The organism is Pseudomonas sp. CFBP 8770 (genome assembly GCF_014841705.1).
Taxonomy (GTDB): Bacteria; Pseudomonadota; Gammaproteobacteria; order Pseudomonadales; family Pseudomonadaceae; genus Aquipseudomonas.
Genome location: NZ_JACYUL010000006.1, coordinates 310053 through 328338, shown reverse-complemented (window position 1 = coordinate 328338; position 18286 = coordinate 310053). Strand labels below are relative to the sequence as shown.

The 18286-nt window shown below is 62.3% G+C and carries 17 protein-coding genes; 5 read left to right on the top strand and 12 right to left on the bottom strand.

The window, feature by feature from the left end; genetic code table 11:
* Nucleotides 1–71: 71 nt before the first annotated feature.
* Both betT and epsC read right to left on the bottom strand, forming a co-directional pair.
* Nucleotides 72–2033: a choline transporter BetT gene (gene betT, locus IFT98_RS15790; RefSeq protein ID WP_185794803.1), complete on the bottom strand. Its 1962-nt coding sequence runs from the start codon at nucleotides 2031–2033 to the stop codon at nucleotides 72–74.
* A 235-nt stretch (nucleotides 2034–2268) separates the two neighbouring features.
* On the bottom strand, nucleotides 2269–3207 hold the full coding sequence (gene epsC / locus IFT98_RS15785) for a serine O-acetyltransferase EpsC (protein WP_192050038.1): 939 nt from the start codon (nucleotides 3205–3207) through the stop codon (nucleotides 2269–2271).
* 274 nt (nucleotides 3208–3481) lie between these two features.
* On the opposite strand from epsC, the gene tcyJ reads away from it, so the two are divergent.
* The 3 genes from tcyJ to tcyN are packed head-to-tail and all read left to right on the top strand — an operon-like array spanning nucleotide 3482 to nucleotide 5692.
* Complete coding sequence (gene tcyJ / locus IFT98_RS15780) at nucleotides 3482–4273, top strand: cystine ABC transporter substrate-binding protein (RefSeq protein WP_192050040.1); 792 nt, start codon at nucleotides 3482–3484, stop codon at nucleotides 4271–4273.
* A complete protein-coding gene (tcyL, locus tag IFT98_RS15775; RefSeq protein WP_192050399.1) occupies nucleotides 4273–4938 on the top strand; it encodes a cystine ABC transporter permease in 666 nt (221 codons plus the stop codon). The genes tcyJ and tcyL overlap by 1 nt, the downstream gene beginning before the upstream one ends.
* A 4-nt stretch (nucleotides 4939–4942) precedes the next feature.
* Entirely contained in the window at nucleotides 4943–5692 is a 750-nt protein-coding gene (gene tcyN, locus IFT98_RS15770; protein WP_192050042.1) for an L-cystine ABC transporter ATP-binding protein TcyN, read from the top strand.
* A gap of 6 nt (nucleotides 5693–5698) precedes the next feature.
* Here tcyN and IFT98_RS15765 read toward each other — a convergent pair whose 3' ends face one another.
* The 4 genes from IFT98_RS15765 to IFT98_RS15750 form a co-directional block, all read right to left on the bottom strand.
* Nucleotides 5699–6607: an SdiA-regulated domain-containing protein gene (locus tag IFT98_RS15765; protein WP_192050044.1), complete on the bottom strand. Its 909-nt coding sequence runs from the start codon at nucleotides 6605–6607 to the stop codon at nucleotides 5699–5701.
* A gap of 128 nt (nucleotides 6608–6735) precedes the next feature.
* On the bottom strand, nucleotides 6736–7647 hold the full coding sequence (locus IFT98_RS15760) for an SdiA-regulated domain-containing protein (protein WP_192050046.1): 912 nt from the start codon (nucleotides 7645–7647) through the stop codon (nucleotides 6736–6738).
* 110 nt (nucleotides 7648–7757) lie between these two features.
* Entirely contained in the window at nucleotides 7758–8423 is a 666-nt protein-coding gene (locus IFT98_RS15755) for a fumarylacetoacetate hydrolase family protein (RefSeq protein ID WP_192050048.1), read from the bottom strand.
* A gap of 28 nt (nucleotides 8424–8451) precedes the next feature.
* A complete protein-coding gene (locus IFT98_RS15750) occupies nucleotides 8452–9846 on the bottom strand; it encodes an FAD-binding oxidoreductase (RefSeq protein ID WP_122796202.1) in 1395 nt (464 codons plus the stop codon).
* A 214-nt stretch (nucleotides 9847–10060) separates the two neighbouring features.
* On the opposite strand from IFT98_RS15750, the gene serA reads away from it, so the two are divergent.
* The gene (gene serA / locus IFT98_RS15745; protein WP_192050050.1) at nucleotides 10061–11290 is read left to right on the top strand and encodes a phosphoglycerate dehydrogenase; all 1230 of its coding nucleotides are present in this window, start codon (nucleotides 10061–10063) and stop codon (nucleotides 11288–11290) included.
* Between the two features lie 81 nt (nucleotides 11291–11371).
* Here the strand turns inward: serA and IFT98_RS15740 are convergent, their stop codons facing one another.
* A complete protein-coding gene (locus IFT98_RS15740; RefSeq protein WP_192050052.1) occupies nucleotides 11372–12007 on the bottom strand; it encodes a 2OG-Fe(II) oxygenase in 636 nt (211 codons plus the stop codon).
* A gap of 130 nt (nucleotides 12008–12137) precedes the next feature.
* Between IFT98_RS15740 and IFT98_RS15735 the strand changes: the two genes are divergently transcribed.
* On the top strand, nucleotides 12138–12890 hold the full coding sequence (locus IFT98_RS15735; protein WP_192050054.1) for a DUF2059 domain-containing protein: 753 nt from the start codon (nucleotides 12138–12140) through the stop codon (nucleotides 12888–12890).
* A gap of 160 nt (nucleotides 12891–13050) precedes the next feature.
* On the opposite strand, the gene IFT98_RS15730 is transcribed toward IFT98_RS15735, so the two are convergent.
* The 5 genes from IFT98_RS15730 to IFT98_RS15710 form a co-directional block, all read right to left on the bottom strand.
* Nucleotides 13051–13974 carry an alpha/beta hydrolase gene (locus IFT98_RS15730; protein WP_192050056.1) on the bottom strand — a complete coding sequence of 308 codons (924 nt, stop codon included), beginning with the start codon at nucleotides 13972–13974 and terminating at the stop codon, nucleotides 13051–13053.
* A gap of 167 nt (nucleotides 13975–14141) precedes the next feature.
* Nucleotides 14142–15026, bottom strand: coding sequence for an ABC transporter permease subunit (locus tag IFT98_RS15725; protein ID WP_192050058.1), 885 nt, complete (start codon nucleotides 15024–15026; stop codon nucleotides 14142–14144).
* A complete protein-coding gene (locus IFT98_RS15720) occupies nucleotides 15023–15904 on the bottom strand; it encodes an ABC transporter permease subunit (protein ID WP_185794802.1) in 882 nt (293 codons plus the stop codon). The genes IFT98_RS15725 and IFT98_RS15720 overlap by 4 nt, the downstream gene beginning before the upstream one ends.
* A 35-nt stretch (nucleotides 15905–15939) precedes the next feature.
* The gene (potA, locus tag IFT98_RS15715) at nucleotides 15940–17082 is read right to left on the bottom strand and encodes a polyamine ABC transporter ATP-binding protein (protein ID WP_192050060.1); all 1143 of its coding nucleotides are present in this window, start codon (nucleotides 17080–17082) and stop codon (nucleotides 15940–15942) included.
* Nucleotides 17083–17138: 56 nt separating this feature from the next.
* Complete coding sequence (locus IFT98_RS15710) at nucleotides 17139–18233, bottom strand: polyamine ABC transporter substrate-binding protein (protein WP_192050062.1); 1095 nt, start codon at nucleotides 18231–18233, stop codon at nucleotides 17139–17141.
* Between the last annotated feature and the right edge of the window lie 53 nt (nucleotides 18234–18286).

Sequence of the window (18286 nt, the reverse complement as noted above, 5' to 3'; positions counted from 1 at the left end):
GTGCGAGGGTTTTTTTGTGTGCAGGTTTTTTGCACAGGTGCGGGCGAGGGGCCGTGGGCCCCCTGCCGCTGTCAGCGCACCAGGTGCAGGAACTGCATGTGCCGTTCGTACTGGTCGAGGATGTCGTTGATGATCTGCTCCTTGCTGTAGCCGACCAGGTCGTAGTCCTGGCTGCCTTCGGCCAGATGCACCTCGGCGCGGTAGTAGCGTCGGTTCTTCAGTTCCTGGTTGCCCATGCCGCCACGGGCGAAGGATGGCGTGAAGTAACCGCGCATCTGCACCTGATAGATGAACGGGCGTTCTTCACCATGACCGATCTCGAAGATCACGTTGTCGTGAGGGGTGTCCTCTTGCGCAACGGCATCCAGGCCCTTCTCGGCGAACGATGCGGTGACTTCGGCCACGGCCGGCCGTACGTGGGTGTCCATGAACCGGTACACCTCGTCACGCGAAGGGAAGCTCACGGCCTGGCTCAACCGCTGGCGCCAGCCGCCTCGCCCTGGCCGCGAGCTGGCAACCGGCGCCAGCGAATAGAGCTGGGCAATCTTGCGCTGGCTTTCCATGTGGAACGCCTTGTGCAGCCCCCACATCATGGCCAGCAGAATGATCGAGAACGGCAGCGAGGTCAGCACCACCGCCGATTTCAGCGAGTCGATGCTGCCGGCGAACAGCAGGCCACTGGTGACCAGCGCGGTCATTGCGCCCCAGAACACCCGCAGCCATTTCGGTCCATCTTCGTCGGGGTTGCCGCCACGTGCCGACAGGGTGGAGAGCACGACGGTGCCCGAGTCGGCCGAGGTGACGAAGAACACGAAACTGATGAACACCGTAACGGCGATCACCGTCCTCGCCCATGGGTAGGTTTCGAGCAGCAGGTAGAGGGTCATCGACGGGTCATCGATGGCCGACTGGCCGATCGCGGCCATGCCATGGTTGATCACCTGGTCGATGGCGCTGTTGCCGAAGATCGACATCCAGGCCAGGGTGAAGCCCAGTGGGATCAGCAACACGCCGAAGACGAACTCGCGAATGGTGCGTCCGCGCGAGATGCGCGCAATGAACAGCCCCACGAAAGGCGACCAGGCAATCCACCAGGCCCAGTAGAACACCGTCCAGTTACCCAGCCAGTCGCTGGGTTTGTCGTAGGCGTAGACGTCGAAGCTCTTGCTGGGCAGTGCACCCAGATAATCGCCGACGTTCTGCACCAGGGTGCTGAGCAAGTGCTGGGTCGGCCCGGCGAACAGCACGAAGAGCAACAGCGCACAGGCCAGCAGCATGTTGATGTCGGACATCACCCGCACGCCCTTGTCGACACCGGAGACCGCCACCAGAATGGCTGCACCCATCATCAGGGTGATCAGGATCACCTGCACCCATTGGGTGTGGGCGACACCGAACAGGTAGTCCAGGCCGGAATTGAGGTGCAGCACGCCGAACCCCATGTCGGCACCCAGGCCGAAGATGGTGGCGATGATGCCGAAGCCGTCCACCGCGTAGCCGATCGGCCCGTTGATGCGTTTGCCGATCAGCGGGTAGAGCGCCGAACGCAGCGCCAGCGGCAGGTTGTGGCGATAGGCGAAATAGGCCAGGGCCATGCCGACGAAGGCGAACACGCCCCAACCGTGCAGGCCCCAGTGCAGGAACAGCAACTGCATGGCCTGGCGCGCGGCTTCCTGAGTGCCCGCCTCACCCTGCGGGGGTTGCAGCATATGGGTCAGCGGCTCGGAGACGCAGAAGAAGAACAGCGTGATGCTGATGCCGGCGGCGAACAACATGCCGGCCCAGGACAAATAGCTGAACTCGGGCTCGTCGTGATCGGCCCCCAGCTTGATCTTGCCGTAGCCCGACAGTGCCGTGACCACGACGAATACCAGGTACAGGGTCATGGCCAGCATGTAGTACCAGCCCACCGTGTTGGCGGCCCAGCTTTGCGCTGCCATCAGCCACTGACCAGCTGCCTGCGGAAAGGAAATGACGACGATGCCGAAAATCAGGATGAAACTGGCGGCGAAATAGAACACCGGAGGGTTCATGCGCACGTTGCCGCTTGGCGCTGATGAAGATGCACTCATGCGCGGTGCACTCCACACGTTCGTAAATGGAAGAAACTGGGCGTTTTCAGCAAGGGATGGCCTCCTGTTGAACGCGAATCGCGATCCATGGTTTTATTGAACGAGCGTTCAATTAAAACACGACTGATGGGTAGATGGCCAATTGATGGGCCGAACGGTCCTGCCTGGCAGGCCGTTCGCGGCGTCCTGCGCGGCCCTATTTCTGACTGCCGTCGTCGTGCACCAGGTTGGCTTGGGTGAGGTTGCTGCCTGCCGGCACGCTGCGCGTGAGCCAGACGTTGCCGCCAATGGTCGAGCCCTGGCCGATGGTGATGCGACCCAGGATGGTCGCGCCAGCGTAGATGACCACATCGTCCTCGACGATCGGGTGGCGCGGATGCCCTTTCTGCAGTTGCCCGGACTCGTCCGCCGGAAAACGCTTGGCACCCAGGGTGACCTGCTGGTAGATACGCACCCGCTCGCCGATGACGGCAGTTTCGCCGATCACTACGCCCGTGCCATGGTCGATGAAGAAGCTTGGGCCGATCCGCGCGCCGGGGTGGATGTCGATGCCGGTCGCCGAATGCGCCAGTTCCGAGCTGATGCGCGCCAGCAACGGCAGTCCGGCGAGATAAAGGTGGTGGGCCAGGCGATGATGGATCACCGCGAGCACGCCGGGATAGCACAGCAATACCTCATCGACACTGCGTGCCGCCGGATCGCCGTGGTAGGCGGCCAGCACGTCGGTGTCGAGCAAGCGCCGCAGGCCCGGCAGCGCCGCAGCGAAATTTTGGATCAGTTCCAGGGCCCTGGCGTCGACGGCAGGCAAGTCGCAGTCGCCATTGCGCGCGGCGTAGCGCAGTTCCAGGCGAGCCTGGGTCAAGAGTTCGTTGAGCGCGGCGTCCAGGGTATGGCCCACATAGAAGTCTTCGCTTTCCTCGCGCAGGTCCACCGGGCCCAGGCGCATCGGGAACAACGCGCCGCACAACTGCTCGAGCACCTTGGCCATGGCCTCGCGCGACGGCAGCTCGCGGCCGCCCTGCATGCCGCAACTGCGTCCGTTCTGCCGGCGCCAATCGGAGCGCGCCTCATGCAACTGGCCGACGATGGACTGCAACTGCCAGTGGCCTTTGCGTGCCTGAGGGATGTCGTTCACGGTTATACCCTGCCTTGTGTGGAAACAGCGATGGCCGCCGATTGGCGCCCACCATACGGGAAAAATCCAGGCGGCAAAAAGAACGCTTTGGACATGTCGTGGAGCATCTGAACATAAGCCGCGGTCATACGTTCCGTGGGCACCGAGGGGGCTTGTGGGCCAGCGTGGCGGTGCCTATAGTCCTGTTTTCCAATTGCGCCTTCGCGTCGACGGCCGGTAACCGTACAGGTGGCCGCCAGCGCTGCGAAACCCTCCCTCATCTCAAGGATTCGCCATGAATTTCCCCGCGTTGCGCAAACACCTGCTGATCGCCGGCCTGGTTCTGGGCAGCTCGCTGCTTGGCCAGGCAGTGGCTGGTGAACAGTTGCAGAAAATCAAGGACGCTGGCGTCATCAATATCGGCCTGGAGGGTACCTACCCGCCGTTCAGCTTCGTCGATGCGAACGGCAAGCTGACCGGCTTCGAAGTGCAACTCTCCGAAGCCTTGGCCAAGGAGCTGGGCGTCAAGGTCAAGCTGCAAGCGACCCCATGGGCCGGTATCCTGGCAGCGCTGGAGTCCAAGCGCCTCGACATCGTGGTCAACCAGGTGACCATCTCCGAGGAGCGCAAGAAGAAGTATGACTTCTCCAAGCCCTACACCGTGTCCGGTATCCAGGCCGTGGTCGTGAAGAAGAATGCCGACAGCATCAAGCAGCCGTCGGACCTGTCCGGCAAGAAAGTCGGCATGGGCCTGGGGACCAACTACGAGCAGTGGCTCAAGGAGGAAGTGCCGAGCGCCATCGTGAAGACCTATGACGATGACCCCACCAAGTACCAGGACCTGCGCGTCGGCCGCATCGATGCGATTCTGGTGGACCGCCTGGCCGCATTCGACCTGATCAACAAGACCAACGAAACCCTCGCCCTGGCCGGCGACGCGTTCTCGCGCCAGGAAGCCGGGATCGCCGTGCGCAAGGGAGAGCCTGAACTGCTCAAGGCGCTCGACGACGCCCTCGACAAGCTGCGCGCCGATGGCACCCTGGCCAAGCTGTCCAAGCAATGGTTCAGCGCTGACGTCACGCAATGATCGAGAGCAGCCTGCAGCTGATGCTCGATTCGGTACCCTTTCTGCTCAAGGGTGCCTACTACACGGTCTTCCTCAGCCTGGGCGGCATGTTCTTCGGCCTGCTGCTGGGGTTTGGCCTGGCGTTGATGCGGTTGTCCCGAAGCCGCCTGCTGAGTTGGCCGGCCAGGGTCTACGTGTCGTTCTTCCGCGGCACGCCGTTGCTGGTCCAGCTGTTCGTCATCTACTACGGCCTGCCGCAGATCGGTATCGAACTGGACCCGTTGCCGGCTGCCCTCATCGGTTTTTCGCTGAACATGGCCGCCTATGCCTGTGAAATCCTGCGGGCGGCGATCGCGTCCATCGAGCGCGGTCAGTGGGAGGCAGCTGCCAGCATCGGCATGACCCGCGCGCAGATCCTGCGCCGGGCCATCCTGCCGCAGGCCATGCGCACCGCCCTGCCGCCACTGGGCAACAGTTTCATTTCGCTGGTCAAGGACACGGCACTGGCAGCGACCATTCAGGTACCGGAGCTGTTCCGCCAGGCGCAGTTGATCACCGCGCGCACGTTCGAGATCTTCACCATGTACCTGGCGGCCGCATTGATCTATTGGCTGTTGGCAAGCGTTCTGGCGCACCTGCAGAATCATCTGGAACGGCGGGTCAACCGCCACGACCAAGAGGCATGAAGCAATGATCGTGGTAAAGGGCCTGACCAAGCAGTTCAATGGCCACAGCGTGCTCAAGGGCATCGACCTGGAGATCGGCGCCGGTGAAGTGGTGGCCATCATCGGCCCCAGCGGCTCGGGCAAGACGACCTTTCTGCGCTGCCTGAACCTGCTGGAAACACCTACCAGTGGGCAGATCCGCGTGGGCGACATCGAAATCGACGGCGCCCGCGCAGCGCAGCAACAAGGCCTGATTCGCGAATTACGCCAGCAGGTGGGCTTCGTTTTCCAGAACTTCAACCTGTTTCCCCACCGCACGGCGTTGGCGAACGTCATCGAAGGGCCGCTGGTGGTGAAGAAGATGGCCATGGCCGAAGCGACCGAACTGGGTCGCAAGCTGTTGGCCAAGGTGGGCCTGGCCGGCAAGGAAGAGGCCTACCCCAGGCGGCTCTCGGGCGGTCAGCAGCAGCGCGTGGCGATTGCTCGTGCGCTGGCCATGCAGCCGCAGGTCATCCTCTTCGACGAGCCGACCTCGGCGCTGGACCCGGAGCTGGTGGGCGAAGTGCTCGCGACCATCCGGGGGCTGGCGCAGGAAAAACGCACCATGGTCATCGTCACCCACGAAATGCAGTTCGCCCGTGACGTGGCCAATCGCGTGGTGTTCTTCGACCAGGGGGTGATCGTGGAACAGGGACCGGCCCGCGAGTTGTTCGCCAACCCGCAGCAAGCACGGACCCGGCAGTTTCTCGACAAGTTCCTGCACCCCGAGGGCTAGCGCCGCTCAGTGCTTGCGGAACACGTAGAACAGGTTGGGTTCGCTGACCATGTACAGGTTGCCATCGTCGTCCATGGCAATGCCTTCGGGCTGCGGCACGCTCTTGCTCAAGCCCTGGCGGCCCTTGCGCAGCGACATGGTGCTCAGGGGGCGGCCTTGCACGTCCAATTCCAGTACCAGCAGTGATTCGTCCGAGAGTGCCAGCAGATGGCCGCTGCGCTCGTCGTACTGCAGGCTGGAAAGATCACGCACGAACAGTCCGGCATCGCGTCGACGGTCCTGGGTGACCTGCACGTCCAGCGGTTTGTCGCTGACCCCGCGCGGAAAGCCCTGCACCTCGTAGATCAGCATGGGATCGCGCTCACGCGCCACGAACAGGCGCTTGCCGGTCGAGTCGTAGGCCAACCCCTCGAAACCCTTGTTGCTGCGGCCACCGAAGTTGAGGCTCAACTGCTCGGCCTGCTGGGCGTCAATGATCTGCGTGTCGTCGGTGACGTTGACCTTGATCAGACGCTGCTGGCGCTCGTCGGTGATCACGTAGACGCCGGGGCTGATGTACTCGACCGCCTCCGGGTCACCGAACCCGACCAGCGCGATACGTCGCAGGATGATGCCCTGCAGCGACAGCTCGATCAGTTCGGAACGCTGGTTGGTAACGGTGAACAGGGTCTTGCGCGATGGATCGAAGGTCAGTGCCGAAATATCGTCGTCCAGGCCTTCGACCACCTGCGCCTCGATATCCACCTGATAGCTGTCCAGGTCGATCGCGCCTGGCAGCGGTCCGCCGAGCCAGCGCTCGACGTTGAAACTGGCCCGCTCGATCCAGCGAAAGTGATGCAGTGCGGCGAAAGCGCAGACCAGTGCGAGCAACGCCGCGATCAGCAGCAGGTGAATCGGTCGAACGAAGAAACGCATCGCGTCGGGCTCTGAAATGAAGTGTGCGCATCAAACCATTAAATGATGAAGCCAAGCTTAAGTTTATACGGATTGACTTGTAGGAAATGTCCAAGAAATTGCAGCGCCAAATGACGCTGCCCAGCGGTTCAGCGCTTGCGCAATACGTAGAACAGATTCGGCTCGCTGACCAGGTAGATCGTGCCCTCGTCATCCATGGTCACCCCTTCGGCACGGGGAATGGTGTCCTTGAGGCCGTTCATGCCGCCCAGCAGGGTCATGAAGCTCCACTGCTTGCCGGTTTCATCGTATTCCATGAGCAGGTGAGAGTCGGCCGAGAGCAGCAGGCGGTGACCGGTGCGCGGATCCACTGCCAGCGCCGAGAGGTTGCGCATGTCCAGGTCGGGCGCATCGAGGCGTTGCTTCTCGCCGCTGGGCAGGCCATCGCTGCCCAGCTTCAGCGAGAACAGCGCCGGTGGTCTTTCTTCACCGAGCAGCAGGCGCTGGTTGCGCGGATCCCAGGCGAGGGCTTCGAAGGCCTTGTTCTGGTCCGCCGAAGGGCCGAGGTCGAACGGCGTGAAGTCGGCGATGTTCAGCTCGCGGGTGTCGGCGTCGACCTTGACCACGGTCAGTTGATGCTGGCGCTCGTCGATGATCGCCAGGCGCCCGTCGGCCAGTGTGGTGACGGCCTCCGGATTGCTCCAGCCGGTCAGCGGCATCTTGCGCAACACGTCGCCCTGCAGGCTCAGCTCGACCAGATAGGGATTCTTGCCCATGACCGCGAACAAGGTCCGGGTGCCGGGGTGATAGGTGATGTCCGAGGCTTCGTCGCCTTCCATCCCCGGCAGGGCCTTGGCGTCGATCACTGCTGCATAGTCGGGCAACCAGACGCTGGCCTTGCGCTCGGTGCTGTTGTGCGTCCACTCCTGCACCCACAGCTCGGCGCGATCGTCCCAGTGCAAGATCACCGCGACGATGTAGCCGATCAGCAGCACCAGCAAGGTCCACAGGTACCAACGTTTGTGCAGGGGGCGGGATGAATGCAGCGCGGCGCGGACCATGAAGTACCCTTGCTGGAGACGGATTCATACGGGCACATCCGAACAATGCGCCCACTTGGGTGGGGGCATTATCCAGATCGAATGTAAAAAAAAGGTGAGGCGCGGGGCGACTACTGGACGCGGCTGGTGAAGCTGCAGACACCTGGCAGTTCCAGCACGATTTCGGCGCCGATTTCGAGCGGGCCTACCCCGGCCGGCGTGCCGGTGAGGATGACATCGCCAGCCTGCAGCGAAAAACACCCGGCCATGTACTGGATCATCGGCACAATGGGGTTGAGCATCAGGTTGCTGTTGCCGTCCTGGCGCACGTCGCCATCGATGGTCAGACGTATCGGGATGTCGGTGAGGTCGGAGAAGCTGTCGGCCGACACGAACGGTGCGATCACCGCCGCGCCGTCGAACGACTTGGCGATTTCCCACGGCAGGCCTTTCTCGCGCAGGCGCGCCTGGACGTCGCGCAGGGTCAGGTCCAGCGCCGGGGCGAAGCCGGAGATGGCATCGATGACCTCTTCGGCACTGGGCCGGGTGCTCAGGGATTTGCCCAGCAGCACTGCAATTTCGGCCTCATAGTGCACCGCACCGCGATCAGTCGGAATGGTGAAGGTTTCCTGCAACGGCACCACGCAGCTGCTCGGCTTGATGAACAACAGCGGCTCGGTCGGAATCGGGTTGTCCAGCTCCTTGGCATGCTCGGCGTAGTTGCGGCCGATGCACACCACCTTGCCCAGCGGGAAGTGGATACGGGTACCGTCGATGTACTGGTGCTGGTAGCTCATTGCTCGAACCTCTGCTCAGATGAACGTATCAAATGGAAAAGATCTTGCCCGGGTTCATGACCCCATTGGGGTCGAACACGGCCTTCATGGCTTTCATGTACTGGATTTCGACCGGCGAGCGGCTGTACTGCAGGTAATCGCGCTTGACCATGCCCACCCCATGTTCGGCAGAGATGGAGCCGTTGTACCTGCGCACGGTTTCGAAGACTTCGGTATTGACCAGCGCACACTCGGCGAAGAATGCATCCTTGTCCATGTGCTCGGGCTTGAGGATGTTCAGGTGCAGGTTGCCGTCGCCGATGTGGCCGTACCAGAGCACGTCGAATGCCGGGTAGCGTTCGCTGACGATCGCGTCGATCTCGCGCAGGAATGCCGGCACCTTGGAAATGGTCACCGAGATGTCGTTCTTGTACGGCACCCAATGGGAGATGGTTTCGGAGATGTACTCGCGCAGCTTCCACAGGTTGCGCAGCTGCTGTTCGCTCTGGCTCATCACCCCATCGAGTACCCAGCCCTGCTCCACGCAGTGTTCGAAGGTGGCCAGCGCGGTGTCGGCGATGTCGTCGGTGGTGGCTTCGAATTCCAGCAGGGCATAGAACGGGCAGGCCGTTTCGAACGGCGCCGGCACGTCGCCGCGACCCAGCACCTTGGCCAGCGCCTTGTCGGAGAAGAACTCGAACGCCGTGAGGTCGAGCTTGCCCTGGAACGCATGCAGCACCGGCATGATCGCATCGAAGTCGGCGGTGCCGAGCACCATCGCGGTGAGGTTCTTCGGCGCACGGTCCAGGCGCATGGTGGCCTCGACGATGAAACCCAGGGTGCCTTCGGCGCCGATGAACAACTGACGCAGGTCGTAGCCGGTGGCGTTCTTGACCAGGTCCTTGTTGAGCTCCAGTACATCGCCCTGGCCGGTGACCACTTTGAGGCCCGCCACCCAGTTGCGCGTCATGCCGTAGCGGATGACCTTGATGCCACCAGCATTGGTGCCGATGTTGCCGCCGATCTGGCTGGAACCCGAAGAAGCGAAATCCACCGGGTAGTACAGGCCGTTTTCCTCGGCCAGATTCTGCAGTTGCTTGGTGATGACGCCTGGCTGGCATACCACGGTGCGGTCGGTCGCGTTGAACTCGAGCACCTTGTTCATGTAGTCGAACGACACCACCACCTCGCCGTTGGCCGCGACCGCCGCAGCGGACAGCCCGGTGCGCCCACCCGAAGGGACCAGCGCCACCTTGCGCTCATTGGCCCAGCGTACGATGGCCTGAACCTGCTCGGTGGTCTTGGGAAAGGCGATGGCGCTGGGGGCCGGTGCGTACTGTTTGGTCCAGTCCCGGCCGTAGGTGTCGAGGGAGGCGGCATCGGTGAGGACCTTGCCAGGCTCGAGCAGGGTCTTGAGTTCATCGATCAGGGCATGGCTGTTCATGGACGCGACTCTGCAAGTGAAGGATTCACGAATCGAGCGATTCGCGGCCCGTTGAACCTCGAACCATTCATAGTCACCCTGAGAACGGCTCATGACCCAGGATGGGCGTACGACAGGGAGGCTATGCTAGCATACGCACCCCGCCAATCGAGCCCTGGCCCGGTGCGCGCCGCTTCACTTCCTGCCATTTTTTTCGGGACACAGGTTTACGCAGATGAGCAAGACTTCCCTCGACAAGAGCAAGATCAAGTTCCTTCTTCTCGAAGGCGTCCACCAATCCGCTGTGGACGTCCTCAAGGCTGCCGGCTACACCAGCATCGAGTACCACACCAAGTCGCTGCCTGAAGCCGAGCTCAAGGAAAAGATCGCCGACGCCCACTTCATCGGCATTCGCTCGCGCACCCAGCTGACCGAAGAGCTGTTCGACTGCGCGAAGAAACTGGTCGCTGTGGGCTGCTTCTGCATCGGCACCAACCAGGTCGACCTGGCCGCTGCACGCGAACGCGGTATCGCGGTGTTCAACGCCCCGTATTCCAACACCCGCTCGGTGGCCGAACTGGTGCTGGCCGAAGCCATTCTGCTGTTGCGCGGCATCCCCGAGAAGAATGCTTCCTGCCACCGTGGCGGCTGGATCAAGAGCGCGGCTAACTCCTTCGAGATCCGTGGCAAGAAACTGGGCATCGTCGGCTATGGCTCGATCGGCACCCAGCTCTCGGTCCTGGCCGAAGGCCTGGGCATGCAGGTGTATTTCTACGACACCGTGACCAAGCTGCCACTGGGCAACGCCACTCAGGTTGCCAGCCTGACCGACCTGCTGGGCATGAGCGACATCGTCACCCTGCACGTGCCTGAAACCGCTGCCACCCAGTGGATGATCGGCGAGAAGGAAATCCGCGCCATCAAGAAGGGCGGTATCCTCATCAACGCCGCGCGCGGCACCGTGGTCGAGCTCGACGCACTGGCTGAGGCGATCAAGGACAAGCACCTGATCGGCGCCGCCATCGACGTGTTCCCGGTCGAGCCACGCTCCAACGACGACATCTTCGAAAGCCCGCTGCGTGGTCTGGACAACGTCATCCTGACCCCGCACATCGGTGGCTCCACTGCCGAGGCGCAGGCCAACATCGGCCTGGAAGTGGCCGAGAAGCTGGTCAAGTACAGCGACAACGGTACGTCGGTGTCGTCGGTCAACTTCCCGGAAGTGGCTTTGCCGGCGCACCCTGGCAAGCACCGTCTGCTGCACATCCACGAGAACGTGCCGGGCGTGATGATGGAGATCAACAAGGTCTTTGCCGAGAACGCCATCAACATCTCCGGCCAGTTCCTGCAGACCAACGAAAAGGTGGGCTATGTGGTGATCGACGTCGACGCCGAATATTCGGATCTGGCGCAGGAAAAACTGCAACAGGTCACCGGCACCATTCGCTGCCGCGTATTGTTCTGATAGCGGCCGGATTGCGGTGTGCCTGGCACACCTCGTCGCCTGGTTCGCGGCTGCTAGCCGCGAACCAGGCGACGCGGTGTATCAGAACGGCTCGTTGCCCCGACGGCGGAACCAGCCGGTCAGCGACAGCCGATTGCGCTGCGCCGGCATCACTTCGTGCGGCACCTCTCCGGACAGAAACACCACCAGCGTGCCACCGATCGGCTGCACGTCGTACGCCGTGTCGCCTTGCAGGTACATGCGCAGCTGACCCCCGTCCTCTTCGCTCCAGTCGGCATCGTTCAGGTACAGCACTGCCGACACCATGCGCCGGTCATCGTCGCGAAAGCGGTCCAGGTGACGCAGGTACACGCTCCCCGGCGGGTACAGGGCAAAGTGGCACTCGAAGTCCTCCAGGCCCAGAAACAGACCTCGATTGAGCGCCTCGCGCAGGCTGTCCATGATCTGCATGTAGGCGTCGCACGGCACGGCTTCGCCCGGTTCGATCCACTGGATACGGTCACCGCGAATGCCTTCGCGGATCTCCTGGGATGGACCACGCCCGACAGCCGCCGGCGCCAGTTCGCCTTGGGCATGGCGGGTACGGCACTCGGCCGCCAGCGCCAGGGTCAAAGCCTTGGGCACGAAGAGTTCCTGCTGCGACCAGCCGTGTTCGGCCAGGTCGTCGACGATGCGCAGCAACAGCGGGTGATCAGAAGGTATTTGCATGCTCGGCATAGTATCCATACGCCTGCAAAACCGACAGGGGCTTGCACGGCGTCGATGCACAGAGACGCAGCGTGCATGGCACTTCTCGACAAAGCCAGGCAATGCCACGGACAATGCCCCCTTGCCGACAGGAGTCCCTATGCGCCGCGTCCTTGTGTTCTTGATGATGTTCAGTACGACGCCCGCCTGGGCCGACGACCACGACCTGCTGTACAAGGCCGCTGGCTGGCCTGAACAAAGGGCGCATTTCAGCGACGCCCTCAAGGCGGCCCAGCAGCGCTACCAGAGCAGCTTGCCTCCGGCAGTTTTCCAGGCGCTGGTGAGCAACAGCGACCAACGCTTCGCAGCGCAGGCCATGGACCAGCGCGCCGAAGCGCGGCTGCGCCAGGGGTTGGCCGATCCCAAACCTGCCCTCGCCTTCTTCGAATCTGCCTTGGGCCGCAAGATCGTCACCGCCGAGCTGCTGGCCACCCGCAGTGATCAGCTGGCGAAGAACGCCCAGGGCCTGCCGAAACTGCAGGTCGAATCCACCCGTGCGTTGTTGATCGGCCATCTGGCGCAGGCACTGCCGGCGCGCCAGGCTGGCGCGGAGGTGAGCCTGGCGATCGCCGGGGTGGCCGCCGACAGCCTCAGCTCGATGATTCCAGGTCTGTTGGGGGGCGGCCAGGCCGCGGGGCTGCTCGATGGTCAGCGGGAGCGGCTGCAGCAGCAGATCGCCATCGACCTGAACAATACGCTGCTGTACGTGTACCGCGAGTTGTCCGATCCGGAACTGGAGGAGTTCGTCGGCTTCGCCGAGTCTGCCGCTGGCCAGGCTTATTATCAGGCGGCTCTGCAAGCCGTACGCGCTGGCCTGGCGGTTGGACAGACACCGGGCAAGGCGGGAAACTGAGGGACGCCGTTCGCGGCCGCTGACCGCTCCCACAGCGGCCTGCACAATTCCGCAGGAGCGGTCAGTGGCTGCGAAAAGAGCACCGCAACCCATCTGCCCCACCCGCAGCAACAGCCCTCCCCTGTGGGAGCGGTCAGCGGCCGCGAAGCAGACGACTCGGTTACAGATTCTGCTCGAAAAACCCGAAACACTTCGCCCGAATCGCTGGCAGCTCATTGACCAGATGATGCCGGGCCCCCGCCACCTGCAATACCCGTACTTCGGCGAACTTTGCGCGCAGCACCTTGAGGTTGTGCCGCCAATCCACGGTATCGTCATCCTCCCCCTGCACGACCACCACCGAGCGCGGGCTGGGCGGCGCGGCCTCGATGTGCTGTACCCACTGCACCAACGCCCCCACCCACGCTGTCGGCAGACGCAAGGGCTGCAGCGGGTCCGCCTGCAGGAAGGGCATGAAATCCGGGTCGTTGGTATTGGCGCTGAAACGCCTGGCAATGCCGTTGACGAACGGCTTGAGCACGCGGTAGCTGAGTTTGGACAACCCCCATGCGCTGGGTCGTACCAGCGGCGCCATCAGCAGCACCTGGCCCTGGGCCGCAGACTGTGCCCCGTGGTGCAGCAGATGGTCGACGATGATCGCGCCACCGGTGCTCTGCCCCAGCAGGTGCCAGGGCTGCGGTAACTGCAGGGTGCGTGCCTCAGCGAACAGGCCATCGAGCGTGGCCTGGTAATCGGCAAAGCTGTGAATGCTGGCTCGCTCGCCGCTGGACAGGCCATGGCCCGGCAGGTCGCAGGAAATGACCGCGAAACCACGCGACAAGGCCCACTGCACGGCATGCCGGTACAACCCCATATGATCGTAGAAACCGTGCATCACGAAGAGCGTGGCGACAGGCCGTTGCGGTATCCACACCTGAGCGACGAGGTCGAAGCCTGCTGCCTTGAAACGACCCAGCCAGCTTTGTACCGGCAGGTCTAGCTGATAGAAGCGCTGGTAGGCCTGAGCCTCATTGGACAGCGGCTGTCGGGTGCTCAAGGGTGGCAGGGAATTACGCAGGGTGTCGGGATGGAATGCAGGGGGCATGGATGATTATTCCAAGGCAATACGAGTGCTGATAAGGCCGGCCTCTTCGCGGGCAGAGGGCTCGCCGCCCGCCGCTCCCTCAGATACAGCGCAGATTTACTGTGGGAGCGGGTCTCTGCCCGCGAAGAGGCCCGCAAGGGCGCTGTAGATCCAGCGCCCTATCCTCATCAAACCGACACTGCCGGCCGCTGAGTCTTGGGCTGTTGCCAGGAGTTTGCGGCGCTTTCCTCGATGGCTTGTTGGATCGCCTTGCGACGACGCTCTTCGGCCCGACGGCCGAAATACCACACCAGAAACGTCACCAACGAAACAGCCAGCAGAATCAGGCTAGCCACCGCGTTGATCTCTGGCTTCACGCCCAGGCGCACCGCCGAAAACACTTCCATCGGCAGGGTCGTGGAACCCGGCCCGGAGACGAAGCTGGCCAGCACCAGATCATCCAGCGACAGCGCGAAGGACATCATCCCACCGGCCGCCAGCGATGGCGCGATCATCGGAATGGTGATCAGGAAGAACACCTTCCAGGGCCGCGCGCCTAAGTCCATGGCGGCTTCTTCGATCGACAGGTCCAACTCGCGCAATCGCGATGACACCACCACCGCCACGTACGAGGCGCAGAAAGTGGTGTGGGCGATCCAGATCGTGGCGATGCCACGCTCCTGCGGCCAGCCGATCACCTGGGCCATGGCCACGAACAGCAGCAGCAGCGACAGGCCGGTGATCACCTCGGGCATCACCAGTGGCGCTGTCACCAGGCCGCCGAACATGGTGCGCCCCTTGAAGCGACTGATGCGCGTCAGCACGAACGCCGCCATGGTCCCCAGAGCTACGGCCGTCACTGCCGTGTAGCAGGCGATTTCCAGCGAGCGCATAACCGCGCCCATCAGCTGCGAGTTGTCCAGCAAGCCGACGTACCACTGCACCGACCAGCCGCCCCACACCGTCACCAGCCGCGAAGCATTGAAGGAGTAGATCACCAGGATCAGCATCGGCGCATAGATGAACACCAGCCCCAGCACCAGGATCAGTTTGGAGAACCCGAAACGCTTCATGCCTTGCCCTCCAGTTCTTTGGCCTGGCTGCGGTTGAACAGCACGATCGGCACGATCAGAATCGCCAGCATCAGCACGGCCAATGCCGAGGCAACGGGCCAGTCACGGTTGTTGAAGAATTCCTGCCACAACACGCGGCCGATCATCAGGGTTTCCGGGCCACCCAGCAGCTCGGGAATCACGAACTCGCCGACCACTGGAATGAACACCAGCATGCAGCCGGCGATGATGCCGTTCTTCGACAGCGGCACGGTGATCTTCCAGAAACTGTTGAAGGTGCTCGAGCCCAGGTCGGAGGCGGCTTCCAGCAAGCTGTTGTCATGCTTCACCAGATTGGCGAACAGCGGCAGGATCATGAACGGCAGGTACGCATAGACCACGCCGATGTACACCGCCAGGTTGGTGTTGAGAATCTGCAGCGGTTGGTCGATCAGCCCCAGCCACATCAGGAAGGCATTGAGCAGACCGTTGTTGCTCAAAATGCCCATCCAGGCATACACGCGGATCAGGATCGCCGTCCAGGTCGGCATCATGATCAGCAGCAGGAGCACGGTCTGCAGGTCCTTGCGTGCCTTGCTGATGGCATAGGCCATGGGATAGCCGAGCAGCAGGCAGATCAGGGTGCTGAAGAAGGCCATCTTCAACGAGCCCAGGTAGGCCGAGATGTACAGATCGTCTTCGGTGAGCAGCGCGTAGTTGGCGAAATTGAGGATCAACTCGAACTTCTGTTCGGCGTAGCTCCAGATTTCGGTGTACGGCGGAATCGCCACGTCGGCTTCGGCAAAGCTGATCTTGAGCACGATGAAGAACGGCAGCATGAAGAACAGGAACAGCCACAGGAACGGTACGCCGATGACCATCTGGCGACCGTTGGGGATGATCCTCTTGAGCTTGCGTTTGATCTTGCGCAGCTTCATGAGCGCAGTACCACGCCGCTGTCGTCTTCCCACCAGACGAACACTTCGTCGTCCCACGTCGGTCGGGCACCACGGCGCTCGGCGTTGGCCACGAACGACTGCACCAGCTTGCCGCACGGCAACTGCACGTGGAACACCGAATGGCCGCCCAGGTAGGCAATGTCATGGACCTTGCCGCGCGACCAGTTGTGTTCGCTGTCCGGCTGCTGGGTGGTCACCAGCATCTTTTCCGGGCGAATGGCGTAGGTCACGTTCTTGTCTTCGGCGGCGGTACTCACGCCATGGCCGACGTAGATGCTGCGCTCCAGCTCCGGGCTGTTGATCAGTGCGTAGCCTTCCATGTCCTCGACCACCTGGCCTTCGAACAGGTTGACGTTGCCGATGAACTCGCACACCAGGCGGCTGGTGGGGGTTTCGTAGATGTCGATCGGGCTGCCGATCTGCGCGATCCAGCCCAGGTGCATGATGGCGATGCGCTGGGCCATGGTCATGGCCTCTTCCTGGTCGTGGGTCACCATCACGCAGGTCACGCCGACCCGCTCGATGATCTCCACCAGTTCCAGTTGCATCTGCGAGCGCAGCTTCTTGTCCAGCGCGCCCATCGGCTCGTCGAGCAGCAACAGCTTGGGCTTTTTCGCCAACGAGCGTGCGAGCGCGACGCGCTGACGCTGGCCACCGGACAACTGGTGCGGCTTGCGCTTGCCGTACTGGGTCATCTGCACCAGCTTGAGCATTTCCGCCACCCGCGCGTCGATCTCGGCAGCAGGCAGCTTGTCCTGCTTGAGGCCGAAGGCGATGTTCTGCGCCACGGTCATGTGCGGAAACAACGCGTAGGACTGGAACATCATGTTGATCGGCCGCTCGTAGGGCGGCATATCGGTGATGTCCACGCCGTCGAGAAAGATGCGCCCCTCGGTCGGCCGTTCGAAGCCGGCCAGCATGCGCAGCAGGGTGGATTTGCCGGAACCGGACCCGCCCAGCAAGGCGAAGATCTCACCCTGGTTGATTTCCAGCGACACGTCGTCCACGGCCACCGTTTCGTCGAATTTCTTCGTTACCTTTTCGATCCGGACCAGCACCTTTTTCGGTTGCTGGCTGCCTTCGAGGGCTTTTTTGTAGGCGCTGGAGGCAACAGCCATTCACGAAACTCCCAAACTTGAGTGGGGGCGGCTCTGGATCGGGCCGCCCCGAGTATTTATTTGCCCGACTTGACCTTGGTCCAGCTGCGGGTCATCAAACGCTGCACCTTGGGCGGCAGCTCGACGTTGACGTAGAGCTTGTCCTGGATGGCCTGCGGCGGATAGACCGCCTCGTCGTTGCGTACGTCCTGATCCATGAAGTCGCCGGACTTGAGATTGGGGTTGGCATAGCCGACATAGTCGCTGACCTTGGCAATCACTTCAGGTTTCAACAGGTAGTCGATGAATGCCAGGCCCTGCTTGGCATCCGGCGCATCGGCGGGGATGGCCAGCATGTCGAACCACAGGTTGCCGCCTTCCTTGGGAATCGAGTAGGCCAGCTTGATGCCCTTGCCGGCTTCCTCGGCGCGTGCCTTGGCCTGGAATATGTCGCCGGAATAACCCACGGCCACACAGATGTTGCCATTGGCCAGGTCGCTGATGTACTTGGAGGAATGGAAGTAGGTCACGTACGGACGGACCTTGAGCAGCTTGGCCTCGGCCTGCTTGTAGAGCTTCTCGTCGGTGGTGTTGGGGTCCAGGCCCATGTAGTTGAGCACGGCCGGGAACATCTCGTCGGGCGAGTCGAGGAAGGCGACGCCGCACTTGGACAGTTTCTTGATGTTTTCGGGCTCGAACACCATGGCCCAGGAGTCGATCTTGTCGACGCCCAGTACGGCCTTGATCTTTTCCACGTTGTAACCGATGCCGTTGGTGCCCCACAGATAGGGCACGGCGTACTGGTTACCCGGATCGTTCTTTTCCAGGCGCTTGAGCAGCACCGGATCGAGGTTGGAATAATTGGTCAGCTGGGTCTTGTCCAGTTTCTGGAACGCCCCGGCCTTGATCTGTTTGCCCAGAAAGTGGTTTGACGGCACCACCACGTCGTAGCCGGTATGGCCGGCCAGCAACTTGCCTTCCAGGGTTTCATTGGAGTCGAAGACGTCGTAGATCGGCTTGATCCCGGTGGCGGCTTCGAAATCCGCCAGGGTGCTTTCGCCGATGTAGTCGGACCAGTTGTAGATGTGCACGGTGCCTGCTGCATGAGCATTGAGCGCCAGGGTCAGACCCGCACCGATCAGCATGGCCTTGCGAAACAAAGAGTGTGACAAGTGGAGGTCCTCTCAAGCGTTTGTTCTATAAGACAAACCGGCGCGCAACTTAC

Bases quoted from the DNA above. Each gene is read 5' to 3' on its own strand.
- IFT98_RS15760 (WP_192050046.1), bottom strand. From the start codon at position 7,647: ATGGTCCGCGCCGCGCTGCATTCATCCCGCCCCCTGCACAAACGTTGG.
- betT (WP_185794803.1), bottom strand. From the start codon at position 2,033: ATGAACCCTCCGGTGTTCTATTTCGCCGCCAGTTTCATCCTGATTTTC.
- IFT98_RS15725 (WP_192050058.1), bottom strand. From the start codon at position 15,026: ATGAAGCGTTTCGGGTTCTCCAAACTGATCCTGGTGCTGGGGCTGGTG.
- IFT98_RS15730 (WP_192050056.1), bottom strand. From the start codon at position 13,974: ATGCCCCCTGCATTCCATCCCGACACCCTGCGTAATTCCCTGCCACCC.
- IFT98_RS15740 (WP_192050052.1), bottom strand. From the start codon at position 12,007: ATGCCGAGCATGCAAATACCTTCTGATCACCCGCTGTTGCTGCGCATC.
- IFT98_RS15755 (WP_192050048.1), bottom strand. From the start codon at position 8,423: ATGAGCTACCAGCACCAGTACATCGACGGTACCCGTATCCACTTCCCG.
- tcyJ (WP_192050040.1), top strand. From the start codon at position 3,482: ATGAATTTCCCCGCGTTGCGCAAACACCTGCTGATCGCCGGCCTGGTT.
- IFT98_RS15765 (WP_192050044.1), bottom strand. From the start codon at position 6,607: ATGCGTTTCTTCGTTCGACCGATTCACCTGCTGCTGATCGCGGCGTTG.
- tcyN (WP_192050042.1), top strand. From the start codon at position 4,943: ATGATCGTGGTAAAGGGCCTGACCAAGCAGTTCAATGGCCACAGCGTG.
- IFT98_RS15750 (WP_122796202.1), bottom strand. From the start codon at position 9,846: ATGAACAGCCATGCCCTGATCGATGAACTCAAGACCCTGCTCGAGCCT.
- serA (WP_192050050.1), top strand. From the start codon at position 10,061: ATGAGCAAGACTTCCCTCGACAAGAGCAAGATCAAGTTCCTTCTTCTC.
- IFT98_RS15735 (WP_192050054.1), top strand. From the start codon at position 12,138: ATGCGCCGCGTCCTTGTGTTCTTGATGATGTTCAGTACGACGCCCGCC.
- potA (WP_192050060.1), bottom strand. From the start codon at position 17,082: ATGGCTGTTGCCTCCAGCGCCTACAAAAAAGCCCTCGAAGGCAGCCAG.